The sequence below is a fragment of the Natrinema saccharevitans genome, assembly GCF_001953745.1.
Lineage (GTDB): Archaea > Halobacteriota > Halobacteria > Halobacteriales > Natrialbaceae > Natrinema > Natrinema saccharevitans.
The window spans coordinates 2,352,421-2,366,035 of the sequence record NZ_LWLN01000001.1 but is presented as its reverse complement, the minus strand read 5'-3'; the positions used below and the strand labels follow the sequence as shown (position 1 = coordinate 2,366,035).

Annotated in this window: 10 protein-coding genes; 6 read left to right on the top strand and 4 right to left on the bottom strand. The window is 67.0% G+C overall.

Features of this window, described 5'->3' with window-relative positions:
• Nucleotides 1-179 precede the first annotated feature (179 nt).
• Nucleotides 180-1,376: a M24 family metallopeptidase gene (locus tag A6E15_RS11990; protein ID WP_076146495.1), complete on the bottom strand. Its 1,197-nt coding sequence runs from the start codon at nucleotides 1,374-1,376 to the stop codon at nucleotides 180-182.
• A gap of 99 nt (nucleotides 1,377-1,475) precedes the next feature.
• Between A6E15_RS11990 and A6E15_RS11985 the strand changes: the two genes are divergently transcribed.
• The 3 genes from A6E15_RS11985 (at nucleotide 1,476) to A6E15_RS11975 (ending at nucleotide 5,178) form a co-directional block, all read left to right on the top strand.
• Nucleotides 1,476-2,624 carry a LolA family protein gene (locus A6E15_RS11985; protein WP_076146494.1) on the top strand — a complete coding sequence of 383 codons (1,149 nt, stop codon included), beginning with the start codon at nucleotides 1,476-1,478 and terminating at the stop codon, nucleotides 2,622-2,624.
• Between the two features lie 40 nt (nucleotides 2,625-2,664).
• Complete coding sequence (aroA, locus tag A6E15_RS11980) at nucleotides 2,665-3,960, top strand: 3-phosphoshikimate 1-carboxyvinyltransferase (RefSeq protein ID WP_076146492.1); 1,296 nt, start codon at nucleotides 2,665-2,667, stop codon at nucleotides 3,958-3,960.
• A 75-nt stretch (nucleotides 3,961-4,035) separates the two neighbouring features.
• On the top strand, nucleotides 4,036-5,178 hold the full coding sequence (locus A6E15_RS11975; protein ID WP_076146490.1) for a thiolase family protein: 1,143 nt from the start codon (nucleotides 4,036-4,038) through the stop codon (nucleotides 5,176-5,178).
• 109 nt (nucleotides 5,179-5,287) lie between these two features.
• On the opposite strand, the gene A6E15_RS11970 is transcribed toward A6E15_RS11975, so the two are convergent.
• Complete coding sequence (locus tag A6E15_RS11970) at nucleotides 5,288-6,460, bottom strand: MFS transporter (protein ID WP_076146488.1); 1,173 nt, start codon at nucleotides 6,458-6,460, stop codon at nucleotides 5,288-5,290.
• A gap of 332 nt (nucleotides 6,461-6,792) precedes the next feature.
• Between A6E15_RS11970 and aroC the strand changes: the two genes are divergently transcribed.
• Nucleotides 6,793-7,944, top strand: a complete 1,152-nt coding sequence (gene aroC, locus A6E15_RS11965) for a chorismate synthase (protein ID WP_076146486.1) — start codon at nucleotides 6,793-6,795, stop codon at nucleotides 7,942-7,944.
• Between the two features lie 907 nt (nucleotides 7,945-8,851).
• On the opposite strand, the gene lonB is transcribed toward aroC, so the two are convergent.
• Complete coding sequence (lonB, locus tag A6E15_RS11960; RefSeq protein WP_076146484.1) at nucleotides 8,852-11,005, bottom strand: ATP-dependent protease LonB; 2,154 nt, start codon at nucleotides 11,003-11,005, stop codon at nucleotides 8,852-8,854.
• A 325-nt stretch (nucleotides 11,006-11,330) separates the two neighbouring features.
• Between lonB and A6E15_RS11955 the strand changes: the two genes are divergently transcribed.
• Together A6E15_RS11955 and A6E15_RS11950 are read left to right on the top strand one after the other, a co-directional pair.
• Nucleotides 11,331-12,359, top strand: coding sequence for an LLM class flavin-dependent oxidoreductase (locus A6E15_RS11955; protein WP_076146482.1), 1,029 nt, complete (start codon nucleotides 11,331-11,333; stop codon nucleotides 12,357-12,359).
• Between the two features lie 96 nt (nucleotides 12,360-12,455).
• Nucleotides 12,456-12,881, top strand: a complete 426-nt coding sequence (locus tag A6E15_RS11950) for a zinc ribbon domain-containing protein (protein WP_076146480.1) — start codon at nucleotides 12,456-12,458, stop codon at nucleotides 12,879-12,881.
• A 21-nt stretch (nucleotides 12,882-12,902) separates the two neighbouring features.
• Here A6E15_RS11950 and A6E15_RS11945 read toward each other — a convergent pair whose 3' ends face one another.
• Entirely contained in the window at nucleotides 12,903-13,499 is a 597-nt protein-coding gene (locus tag A6E15_RS11945; protein ID WP_076146478.1) for a TetR/AcrR family transcriptional regulator, read from the bottom strand.
• Nucleotides 13,500-13,615 lie beyond the last annotated feature (116 nt).

The following is a 13,615-nucleotide window of genomic DNA, read 5'->3' as shown; positions in this document are numbered from 1 at the left end:
ACGACGCGGTCGAATACCACCCGCGATTCGGAGTCACTCATTTTTGTCGACGAAGACGCTCCCGTACTCGCCGGTGTCCGTCGATCACCGACCGTCGGTCCCGCGCTCTCGCTCGCGACTGCCGGCCTCCGTGCGACATCGCCGGACCGCTCGGGGGGCTCTCGATCCTCCGTGCGACGTCACTCCCGGATGTCGGCCGTCGGCTCGAGCCCGATCCGATACTCCGTCAGGTTCTCGTAGCCGTCAGCGGTGACGACGACGAGGTCCTCGATGCGGACGCCGCCGACAGCGGGGTCGTAGATCCCGGGTTCGATCGAGATCACGTGGCCGGGCTCGAGGTCGCCGCCCGAGGGCGAGACGCTCGGCTGTTCGTGGATGTCCAGCCCGACGCCGTGGCCGGTGCTGTGGATGAAGCCGGTGTCGGTGTTGGGGTCGCTGCGCAGCGTCTCGTAGCCGGCGTCCTCGATCACGTCGCAGGCCGCCCCGTGGACGTCGGCTCCCGTCACACCGGCTTCGACGGCCTCGAGGGCGGCCTCGTAGGCCTCGCGGGTGACCTCGTAGCGCCGGCGAGCCTCCTCGCCGGGCTCGCCGCGGGCGAAGGTGCGGGTCATGTCCGCGAAGTAGCCCGTCTCCTTGTCCCGGGGGAAGATGTCGATCACGATCAACTCGTCGGCCCCGAGCGGGCCGCTGCCCCGGTCGTGGGGATCCGCGCCGTCTGCCCCGCAGGCGACGATCGTCTCGTCGAGGGCACAGCCGTGGCGCAACAGGGTGATCTCGATCTCCTCCGTGACTCGCTCGCTGGTCAGGGGTTCGCCGTCGTGGACGAGCGTCCCGTCCTCGACGTCGGCGGTGGCGATCAGCTCCTCGGCTCGCGCCATCGCGGCCTCGTTGGCCCGCTGGCTCGCCCGGATCTGCTCGACCTCCCACTCCGTCTTCGTCGCGCGGATCCCCGTCACGATCCCCTCGGGTTCGACGGTCACCGCGATCCCCCGCTCGCGCAGGCCGTCCGCGGTCCCCGTGGGGAAGTTTCGGGGGACCGCGAGGGAGTCGACGCCGTGGTCCTCGAGGAAGGCGGCGAGCGTCCGCAGCGTGCCCTCGTACTGGCCGTGTTCGGCCACCAGCCGCTGGTAGTCGTAGGCGGCGCGGCGACTGACCGAGTCCGCGCTCGCCTCGGCGGCGGCGCGTCCGTACTCGAGCCCGGAGACGAGCAGGTGGACGCCGTCGGTGGTGACGAGCGTCTGGTAGGGATCCGGGGCGGTAAAGCCCGAGACGTACCGCTGGTCAGCGTCCGATGCGTCGTCGTCTATCAGGTAGCCGTCGGCTCCTTCGGCGGCGAGGTACTCGCGCAGCGGGGCGAGATTGACGTCGACGTTCATGGCCGAACATGTGACAGCGGGGCACATAATCCCGCGGATCGGGATCGGAGAGCGTTTCGAATCCGCAAACTTATGCCTAAACGTGGTAATTCCCCGCGTATGAACCGCCGTCGGATCCTGGCGGCAGGGGCCGGGATTGCACTCGCCGGCTGTATCAGCTATCCGAGCAGCGACGCGTCCCCGTCCGGCGCGGAAATCGTTCGGGACGCGATCGACGCGCGTCGCCACATGTCGACTCTCCGGGCCCGTCGGTCGGTGACGATCGAGACGCCGGACGAAACCGACACGCGGACGGAACGGTTCGCCAGCGAACCGCCGGCCAAACAGCGCATCGAGGTCCTCGAGTCGACCGACGACGACGTGCCCGCCGGCTCGGTCAGCGTGACCAACCGGGCGCAGACCTGGGAGTACAACCCGTCGACGGGGATCGTGGAACTCCAGTTTCACGGGACCAAGACCGACACCGATCGGACGCTACAGGTGTTCGAAGCTCTGCTCGAGAAATATCGACTCGGCTACGCCGGGACGGAAACGGTCGGCGGGCGGGAGGCACACGTCATCGAGACGCGACCGCCACTCGAGGACGAGGGGACCGCCATCGACCTCGTCGTCGGGGACACGACCTACAGCGTTCCGTTGAGCGCCGACAAACTCGAGGAGTTGGACGTTTCTCGGACGCTCTTGATCGACGACGAGACGCGGCACCCGATCAGGGAACGCAACGAGGTCAGCGACGACGGCGAGACGCTGTACGCCCAGACGGTCACGTACGAGGACCTCGCGATCGACGACGGCGTCGACCCGGAGACGTTCACCTACCAGCCCCCGGACGACGCCGAGGTCGTCAGCGACGGCGCGAAACCGGCGGGAATCTTCCGCTCCCGCGACGCGGCCGCCGACACCGTTCCCTACGATCTTCCCGATCCCGATCTCCCGGGGTCGTACGTGCTGGATCGGATCACGGTCGTCGAACGGAAAGAACGGTACGGCGGCGTCACGACGACGCTGTGGTACGACGATCCGAACGTCGTCGCCCGCGAACTCTTCGTCGTCGTCCGCGAGCAAGGGCGGTTCGATCCGACGCTCGACAGCCTCGAGCCAATCGACGTCGACGGGCAGACGACCTACTACCGGGACGGCGGAGTGAAGAGTTTCTTCTGGAACTGCGACGACGTGAGCTACGAGGTCTCGAGTTTGGTCACGGACGACCCGCTGCGCGAAATTACGGCCTCGATCGGCTGTTCGTGAGATCGGTATCGGTAAGACGGGGCCACGCCACAGGGTGACCATGAACGTCACAATCTCTCCCTCGAGCGTCTCCGGCACGGCGCGGGCACCGCCCTCGAAGAGCTACACCCACCGGGCGATCCTCGCGGCGGGGTACGCCGACGGCGCGACCGTCCGCAACGCGCTCTGGAGCGCCGACACGCGGGCGACCGCCCGCGCGGTCGGTCTGTTCGGCGGCGACGTAGAACGGGGCGACGACGGCCGTCTCGAGATCGACGGCTTCGACGGTCGTCCCGACGTGCCGGCCGACGTCGTCGACTGCGCGAACAGCGGGACGACGATGCGACTCGTCACCGCGGCCGCGGCGCTGGCCGACGGAACGACGGTCCTGACCGGCGACGACTCGCTTCGGTCGCGGCCTCAGGGGCCGCTGCTCGAGGGGCTGGCCGATCTCGGCGCGACGGCCGACAGTACCCGCGGGAACGGGCAGGCCCCGCTGGTCGTCACCGGCCCGCTATCGGGCGGCGACGTGTCGATCCCGGGCGACGTCTCCTCGCAGTACATCACCGCCTTACTGATGGCCGGCGCGGTCACCGACGAGGGGATCGCGATCGACCTCGAGACGGAACTGAAGTCCGCGCCGTACGTCGACATCACGCTCGAGGTCCTCGACGACTTCGGGGTCGATGCCCACCACACCGAGGCCGGGTTCGCCGTCGACGGCGGCCAGTCCTACGCGCCGACGGGCGGGGAGTACGCCGTCCCCGGCGACTTCTCGTCGATCTCGTACCCGCTGGCCGCGGGCGCGATCGCCGCCGACGGCGAGGGGATCCGCATCGAGGGCGCACACCCCAGCGCCCAGGGCGACACCGCAATCGTGGAGATCGTCGAGCGGATGGGTGCCGACGTGGACTGGGACCGCGAGTCGGGGACGATCGACGTCGCCGCGGCCCCCCTGTCCGGGATCGAGGTCGACGTCGAAGACACGCCCGACCTCCTGCCGACGATCGCGACGCTGGGAGCGGTCGCGGACGGCGACACGAAGATTACGAACGCCGAACACGTCCGCTACAAGGAGACCGATCGCGTGAGCGCGATGGCCGAGGAACTGGGCAAGCTGGGCGTCGAAACCTCCGAGGAGCGGGACTCGCTGACGATCCACGGCTTCGAGTCGACGCTCTCGGGGGCGACCGTCTCGGGCCGCGACGACCACCGGATCATCATGGCGCTGGCACTGGCCGGCCTCGCGGCCGACGGCGAGACCACCGTCGAGGGTGCCGACCACGTCGACGTCTCGTTCCCCGGGTTCTTCGAGTTGCTCGAGGATCTGGGCGTCGCGCTCGAGCGACGGTCGTAACCGACGACGGCTCGAGACCCACGTTATCTTCCGCCAAGGGTAGCTATTTATCCCCGGCAAAAATGATGGTATACAATGTCAGGCAATACACCGGTAATCGTTAGCGCTGTTAGGACCGCACAGGGGAAAGAAGACGGGGCCCTCGCCGACATTCGCAGCGAGGACCTCTCGATTCCGCTAGTCGACGAGATGCTCGCCGAGACCGGCATCGAGAGCGACGACGTCGACGATCTGATGTGGGGCTGCGCCCAGCAACGTTCCGAGCAGCGGACGAACATCGCGCGCCAGATCGCACTGTTTTCCGAGCTTGGCGAGTCGGTCCCGGCGACGACGGTCGACCGCCAGTGTGCCTCCTCGGCGCAGGCAATCATCAGCGCCGCGGACTCGATCGCTGCGGGCCGCCATCAGGCGGTCATCGCCGGCGGCGTCGAGAGCATGAGCCGCGTGAAGATGGGCGCGGCCGACAGCGGCGACATGTATCCGAAACTCGACGAGGAGTACGGGATGCGGAACCTCCAGATGGGGATGACCGCCGAGAAGGTCGCCGAGGAGTTCGACATCAGCCGCGAGGAACAGGACGAGTACGGCGCGCGCAGCCAGCAACGCGCGGTCGAAGCGACCGAGGAAGGCAAGTTCGACGACGAGATCGTCCCCATCGAGACCGAGGACGGCGTCCACGACGAGGACGAGGGACTCCGCCCCGGCACGACCCCGGAAACGCTCGCCGAACTGCCCACGGTGTTCAAAGAGGACGGCACGGTAACGCCCGGTAACGCCTCCCAGATCGCCGACGGCGCGGCCGGCGTCATGCTGACCAGCCGGGACTTCGCCGACGAGAACGACCTCGAGGTCCTCGCCGAAGTCGGCACCAGCTACGTCGCCGGCGTCGACCCGACGATCATGGGCGTCGGCCCGGTCCCCGCGACGGAGGGGCTGCTCGAGCGCGCGGGTCGCGAGATCGACGACTACGGACTGGTCGAGATCAACGAGGCCTTCGCCAGCCAGACGCTCTACTCCGCGCGCGAACTCGGGATTCCCATGGACCGGCTCAACGTCAACGGCGGCGCGATCGCCATCGGCCATCCGCTTGGCTGTTCCGGCGCGCGCCTACCGGTGACGCTGATTCACGAGATGAACCGCGAAGGCGTCGACCGCGGCATCGCGACGGAGTGTGTCGGCTTCGGTCAGGGCGCGGCGATCGAGTTCGAACTGCCCTGAGACGTTCGAACTAGCCTTTTTGATACGGGTTTCGCGAGCGAGAACTGCGAGACGCGACGGGAGGAACGACCGTGAGCGCGAGCGACGACCGAGACGAACGATGGGCGCGTCAGTAGCCGAGTCCGAACGCCCAGTTCACGGCCAGCGCGAGGAACGTGGCCGAGAACAGGCCGCCGAGAACGAGAAACGCCGTGCCCCAACCGAACAGATCGGCCAGGAGGCCGACGCCGACCGAGCCGGCGGAGCCGACGACGGTGTAGCACGTCCGGACGAGCCCGAAGCCGGCGCCACGTTCGGTGTCGCCGAACTGGTCGAGAAACCGGGGATCGATCGCCGCGAAGAAACTCGAGCCGAGGCCGGCCGCGAGGACGGCGAGACGGACGGTGACGCGAGAGCCGGCGGCGACCAGTCCGAAGAGGCCGACGGCCCCCGAGAACAGCGACACGCCGATCACGAGGTCGCGGCCGTACCGGTCGGAGAGGTCGCCGACGGCGAACTGGCCGACGGTCCGAACGAGGAAGAAGGCCGAGAAGGCGGTTCCGGCGAGCGTCGCCGAGTAACCGTGGTGTTCGACGAGAAACGTCGGGAGGAACGTGAGCAGTCCCTGGACGATGAAGGTGCCGAGCATGGCGATCGCGAGGGTGAAGGCGACCGCCGGCCGCGAGATCAGATCGAACAGGGCGGCGAGTTCGAACCGCTCGCGCATCGGCTGGTCCGGCCGGCGGGGCTCCGTCGGACGGATCCGCCACGCGAACAGCGCGAAGACCGGAACGCCGACGACGAGAGTGAGCCCGAGCGCTGACCGCCAGCCGTACCGGACGGCGACCCACGCCGCCGCGACGGGTGCGACGAGCCCGGCCAGCGGGCCGCCGATCGAGTGGATCCCGACCGCGCGGCCGAGTTCGTCGTAGGTCCGCGAGAGCAGCGTCGTCGCGACGGCGTAGTGCAGCCCGGCGACCGAGCCGAGGAGAACGGCGACGACGACGAAGGCAGCGAAGACCGGCGAGAACGCCAGCAGAACGCTCGCGATTACGGTCCCGCCGACGGCGACGAGGATCACCGGCTTCTCCCCGTAGCGGTCGCTGAGGACGCCGCTGGGAAACTGCGAGAGGCCGTAGGCGAGCCACATCCCCGTCAGCGCGACCCCGATCGCCGTGTTCGAGACGGCGAAGTCCTCGACGATGAACGGGACGACCGGGCTGATCGCCATCCGGGCGAAGTACGTGACGAAAAACGCGAGCAGACAGAGCGCGAGGACGGTCGTCCGATACTGCCAGCGCATGTACCCTATCGCCGACTTTCGCGCTGCGCTGTATAAGCGTGGTGACATCGGCTGCTCGAGAGTCAAGACGGCCGCAGTCCGGTACTACTGCCGGACCCTTCCGGTTACATATCCGAGCGCTTTCATACCGGGTCCGGCCCGAAACGGAACGTTTTCGACGGCGGACGGGCGGCTACACCGCCGCGATCGCGCTCACTCTCGCCGCGACGCTCGTCTCGGTGCGGGCGACGGTCGCCGGCACGACCGGTCGTTGACCACCGCTTCGTTTTCGCTCGAGGCGGTCGTCGGCAAATCCTGCAGGGCTAAGTGGCCCGGTCCCCGAAGACGTGGTAATGAACGGCAACCGCTTCGGTCGCCTCTTTCAGGTGACCACGTTCGGCGAGAGTCACGGGGAAGCGATGGGCTGTACCGTCTCGGGCTGTCCCGCCGGCCTCGAGCTTTCCGAGGAGGACATTCAGGCGGACCTCGATCGGCGCAAGCCGGGCCAATCGATGATCACGACGTCTCGGGGCGAACCCGACGACGTCTCGATCAAGTCCGGGATTCAGGACGGCTACACGACGGGGACGCCGATCGGGCTGGTCATCCAGAACAAGGACGCCCGCTCGGGCAAGTACGAGCCCTTCATCACCGCGCCCCGTCCCTCTCACGGCGACTTCACCTACTCGGCCAAGTTCGGGACGCGCAACTGGGGCGGCGGCGGTCGCTCGTCGGCCCGCGAAACGGTCAACTGGGTCGCCGCGGGTGCCATCGCGAAGAAACTGCTCGCCCGCGAAGGGATCGAACTCAAGGCCCACGTCAACCAGATCGACGACATCGAAGCGCCCGAGGTGAGCTTCGACCAGATCAAGGCCCACAGCGAGGAAAACGACGTCCGCTGTGCCCACCCCGAGACCGCCGAGCGGATGCAAGAGCGGATCGCGGAGTACCAGGAGGAAGGCGACTCGATCGGCGGCAGCATCTACTTCGAAGCACGTGGCGTCCCGGTCGGGCTGGGTGCGCCGCGGTTCGACTCGCTGTCCGCGCGACTCGGTCAGGCCATGATGGCGGTGCCCGCCACGACCGCCTTCGAGTTCGGCCTCGGACGCGAGGCCCGCGAGTGGACCGGCAAGGAGCGCAACGACGACTGGGAGTTCGACGGCGAGAGCAACCCCACGCCCGTCGAGAACGACCACGGCGGGATTCAGGGAGGTATCTCGAGCGGCGAGCCGATCTACGGCGAGGTCACGCTACACGCGCCGACCTCGATCCCGAAGTCCCAGCAGACCGCCGACTGGGAGACCGGCGAACTCAAAGAGGAGCAGGTCATCGGCCGCCACGATCCCGTCCTCCCGCCGCGTGGGGTCCCCGTCGTCGAGGCGATGCTCGCGCTGACGTTGGTCGACTTCATGCTGCTGTCGGGACGGCTCAATCCCGACCGCGTCGACGACCGACCGGGAGAGTACGACACCGACTACCATCCGAGTAACCCGAACAACGAGTAGGTCGGCACGCAGTCTCACACCAACCGTTCACGGCCGAATACGGTATAGAGAGCGGTTCGAAGGGATACCCGATACCTCCAGAATTTTTCGAGCGTCCCCGTCTGTGAACGAGACGGTGGGCGCGAGGGCGCCGAAGCAACCGACGGTCGTCGCGGCGCTGTCAACCGTTACGGCGCTCGCGCGACGCGACCCCGATGGGGCCGACTGTAACCCGACGAACTCGAGGCCGAGATCGCGTGCTAACTGAACGCTCAGTCAGCGCATCTGTGCCGTTCACACATCGGTCCAGCCCTATCGTTACCGGTCGCGTGGATCTCGATAGGGAAGGCCCGTTGCTCGGACAGCGACTGTGGTCGCTGTTCTCCGCTCCGATCCGCGCCGTCGCTGTGCTGTCCGAGACGCACTACCGACAAACTCCGTTGCTAACGGCGAAATCCGTCCGTCCAGATCGCGACGAAGTAACTAACTGATTAGTAACTCTTATCAGTATCGAAGCCGGTGATTCGGCTGTCGGCAGCTCTGCTTTTGGTTACAGACGTAGTTATGTAAACTACGGGACGAGGCCCCGTTCCGATGCAATCGCGAGGCGTCGAGTCCGCGCTGTGTTCCCCTCGAGACGCAGACGGCGGAATCGAACGCGGTCGCTCCGTCTTCCGCCGAGAGCCGGGTCACTCACTACCGGTTCGATCAGGGTTCCGAGAGTACGACAACGGCAGCGCGTCGGAGGAAACGCTCCGTCCTATCCGCTCGAGTCGAAGTCGTGGATGCCGAAGCCAAAAAGCGATGGCGGGAGTTCTCCGACCGGGTCCCGTATTCTGCGCGTTGGCCTCGCGTACGTGCGAGACTCCCCAGTTCGCTGTCGACGGACGAGACGCGGCTCGCAGCCGAGTGCCGTTCCCGAGCCGGTTTACTGCGGGCTCGGATTCGAGCCGCTCGCGGAGCTGACGGCCTCCTGTTCGAACGCGGTGCCGGTGATCGACCTGAGGCGATCGACCAGCGAGTCCTTCCTGGGTTCGCCCATCAGGGCGACGTCGAGGACTTCGCTGATGTTCGAGCAGGGGACGATCTCGATCATCTCCTCGTACTCGTCTTCGATCATCACGTCCTGTTCGTTCGCTTCGGGGATGATGACCGTCGTACAGCCGGCCTTGGCGGCGGCCTCGATCTTGTGGGTGACGCCGCCGACCGGCAACACGTCACCGCGGACCGACAGCGAGCCGGTCATCGCGACCGACTGGTCGACCGGGATGTCCTCGAGCGCCGAGATAACGGCGGTCGCCACGGTGATCGAGGCGGAGTCGCCGTCCACGCCGCCTTCGCCGGCCTGGACGAACTGAATGTGGACGTCTTTCTCCGAGAGGTCGACGTCGGAGAACTTCTTGATGATCGCGGAGACGTTCTGAACCGATTCCTCGGCCATCTCCTTGAGCTGGCCGGTAGCGATCACTCGGCCCCCGCCCTGCGTGGGGGCGATCTCGGCCATGACCGGGAGCATGATGCCCGAGTCCTCGCCCATGACGGCGAGACCGTTGACCCGACCGGCCACGCCGTCCTCGGTGACCTGTAGCTCGTAGTCCTTGCGCCGTTCGATGTAGTCGTCGGCGAGCTGTTGCTCGATCGACCGGGAGCGGTCCTTGGCCCGAAGCACGTCCTCGCGAGTCGTGCGGTCGCGGTCCTCGGCGCGGGCGATGTCGCCGGCGACCCGCACGAGACCGCCGAGGGTACGGAAGTGCAGCGTGAGGTGGTTCTTGCGGCCCGAGCGGCGCTTGGCCTCGAGGATGAGTTCCTCGACGGCGTCGTCGGTGAAGTGGGGGAGGCGGCCGTCGCGTTCGACCTCCTGGGCGATGAAGCGGGCGTACTTGCGCCGCATCTCGGGGGTATCCTCGATGGTGTCGTCCATGTAGACCTCGTAGCCGTACCCTTTGATGCGGTTGCGGAGCGCGGGGTGCATGTTCTCCATGGCGTCGAGGTTCCCGGCGGCGACCATGATGAAGTCACAGGGGACGGGCTCGGTCTGGACCATCGCGCCCGAGGAGCGCTCGGACTGACCCGTGATCGAGAACTCGCCTTCCTGGATGGCCGTCATCAGCTTCTGCTGGGTTTGGATGTCGAGCGTGTTGATCTCGTCGAGGAACAGCACGCCCTTGTTGGACTGATGGATCGACCCGGGTTCGACCCGCTCGTGGCTCGGCGTCCCCATGCCGCCGGACTGGAAGGGGTCGTGGCGGACGTCGCCCAGCAGCGCACCGGCGTGGGCACCCGTCGCGTCCTCGAAGGGGGCGACGCGCTGATCGCCGTTGTTGACCAGCAGGTTCGGTACCATCGCGTCCGAGCCCTGCCCCAGCGTCCGGAAGATGAACCAGATAACGCCCGCCGCGAGGAGGCCGAGCAGGAGCGAGGATCCCGACAGAATCGTGTAGGCGAGGATCGCCGCGATAACGACCCACATCAGGATCGAGCGCATCCGGTTGCGCTTGCTGGCTTCCTCCTTGTGGGCGTCGACGATCTGATCGCCCTTGCCGGCGGGAACGGTTCGGACCTTCGGCTCGTTTTCGTCGTCGGGGTTGGGATAGACCAGGACGTCCTGGAGGTCCTCCTTGGGGAGCAGCTGGCTCATCGCCTTGGCCAGCATCGACTTGCCGGTCCCGGGCGAGCCGATCATCATGACGTGGCGGCGCTGTTTGGCCGCCTTGATGATGATGTCGCGTGCTTCGTCCTGGCCGATGACCTGATCGACGAGCCGATCGGGGACCTCGATGTCCTCGGTCGAGTCGATCTGTAGCCCGCCCAGGAGGTCGTCCTCGGCGATCTCCTCGTCGACCTCGACGCCCGGATCGACCTCGACCGTGCTGCCGAGGTCCTCGACCGTCTCGAGGTCGTCCTCGTCGGACGACGGCTCGAAGTCGTCGATCGGGTCGTCGACGTCGTCGCCGCGGTCGCCCTCGTCCTCGGGCGACGATCGATCTCCCCGACGCTCGGGGGACTCCTCGGGTCGCTCGTCGGCCGGAGCGGTCCCGGGGGCGTCTTCGGGAGGATCGCCGCCGTTCGTATTGTCACTCATAAAACTCCGTTCAGTATCCGACTCGAGGGGACTGCGACTGATATACTTTCTCCACGTGATAGCTGCGGGCGACCCTCTCGAGAGGCCGATACGACGCCTATTGACGGCGATTGCGCCGGAAGAGATTCCGTTCCGTGCGGACGCCGGAGGGGTACCTTTCCCGAGCAATGTCTGCGAACGGGTCCGACCGAGCGGACATGAACCGGGTACCGATACGAGCTGGCTCCGACGACGGCACAGCGGGGACGGCAGCGCAGCGGCGTCCGATCGCGTGCGGACGTGCTGCTAACCGAACCGTTATGTCCCGTACTCTCCGAGGGCCGGTATGAAACTCTCCGCCGTAGATCTCTCTCCGGTCCCCGACGACGGTACCGCGACCGACGCTTACGCAAACACCGTCGAGGCCGCCCGACAGGCCGAGCGACTCGGCTACTCGCGGTTCTGGGTCGCCGAGCACCACGGCATGGCGACCAGGATCGCGGGCACCGCACCCGAGGTGTTGCTCGGCCACCTCGCCGCGGAGACCGACGCGATCCGCCTCGGCTCCGGGGCGGTCCTGCTCAACCACTACAGCCCGTTCAAGGTCGCCGAACAGTTCGGCGCGCTGGACGCGCTCGCGCCGGGCCGCATCGACGCGGGCCTCGGGCGGGCGAACGGCTCGCCGGCCGCCGACCGCGCTCTCGGCACGGAGCGACGCGTCCAGAACCCCGACGACAACCACGCCGAGAAGATCGAGGCCGTCGTCAACCACCTCTACGACGAGTATCCCGACGGACACGCCTACGGCGACCTCGAGATCCCGCGCTCGGGCGACGACGAGCCGGTCCCGTGGGTCCTCGGCTCGAGTCCGTCCAGTGCGGCCATCGCGGGCGAACTCGGCCTCCGATACTGTTTCGCGGCGTTCATTCGGCCACAGCTGGCCGCGCGCTCGTTCGAGGCCTACCGCGACCACTTCCGATCGTCCGGGCTGGCCGACGGACTCGACGAGCCACGGGGGATGCTCGCAGTGAACGCGGTCTGTGCCGAGACCGACGAGGCGGCGGCACGGGTACGAGCGGTCGCCGAGGCGACGTACAAGCGGATGCGACGCGGCGAAATCGGGACGAGACCGTCCGTCGAGGACGCCATCGACGAACTCGGCGGCGTCCCGCGGCCGACGCCCGAGACGCTCGATACCGACGAGTGGCCGCGTGCGATCTCCGGGAGTCCGGACACGCTCGCGGGCCTCCTGGAGCAACTCGCCGATCGCGTCGGCGTCGACGAGGTGATGATCCAGCACGTCGTTCCCGATCACGACGTCGCGCTCCGTTCGCACGAACTCCTGGCCGACGGCGTCGGCCTCACGGCTCGTTGAGGGCCCGTTCCGAACGGCCGTCGGACCTCCCTCTCGAGCGGAGCCGCAGTTCGGCGGAAACGAAGACTTATGAGATACTGACCGGTTAGTAAGGGTATGCCCAAGTCGATCTCGCAGAAGCGGCCGTGGCTCGCGGCACTGCTCGCGGCGCTCGCCACCGGGCTCGGGCACCTGTACCTCCGACGACTGCGTCGCGCGCTCGGCTGGATCGTCGTTTCGTTCGGCGCGTCCGTCGCGTTCGTCGATCCGGCAGCCGTCGATGCGTTGCTGGCCGGGAACGGAACGCCGGAAACGCTGCTGGCAGTCGCACCGATGCTCCTCGTCGTGGGGCTCAGTACCGTCGACGCGTACCTGCTCGCTTACACGCAGGGGACGAGTACGTCCACATCAACGCCGTCCGAGACAGTGACGACCGACTGCCCCCACTGCGGACACGAACTCGATCCGGACCTCGAGTTCTGTCACTGGTGTACGAGAGCGGTCGAGAACGCCGATCGAGAATCGACGACCGACGATACCTGATCGCAGCGAAGACCGACGCGTTCAGTCCTCTCGAAGAACGCGCGTCACGTACTCGTCGGCCGTCCGTCTCGCCGTCGTGAGCGCGCAGTCTTCGTCCAGTACGACCGCTCGAGTTCGGGCCCCGTCGACGATCATCATGAGCGCGCGTGCGACGTGTTCGGTGTCGACGTCGGCGAAGACACCGTCCTGAATCCCCTGGTCGATCACCGTCCGAAGCAGGTACCGCACGTACTCGTCGTTCTGCCGAAACCGGTCGCTGAACCGGTCCTTGTACGGTGCCTGACTCCGCATCTCCAGGATCGCGACGAGTAGGTCCTGGTGGTCTTCGGGCTCGACGAGCAGTTTGTCGAGCAGTTTGTCGAGTCGCCGTTCCGGATCCGTCGTTTCGACCTCGTGGACGGTGTCTTTGAACCGATCGAGGACGTAGTCCAGAAACGCCGCGAGCAGGTCTTCTTTCGTGTCGTAGTGGTAGTGGATCGCGGCCGTCGACTTCCCGTACTCGTCGGCGATCCGTTGGATCGTGAGATCGGCGTACCCGTGTTCGCGAAGCGCACGATAGGTCGCACGCATGATCTCCTCGTTCGGGTCGGAGACCGGCTCAGTTGGCGACTCTGCCATTGTTCGGTTGTCGGCTGGACGGCGGATAACAGTTATGACCTGCTCGTTAGCCTATCGCAGTGCGTTTCGACTGTCCCACGTGAGTTCGCCGGACACCGAATCCGGAACGCCCCTCT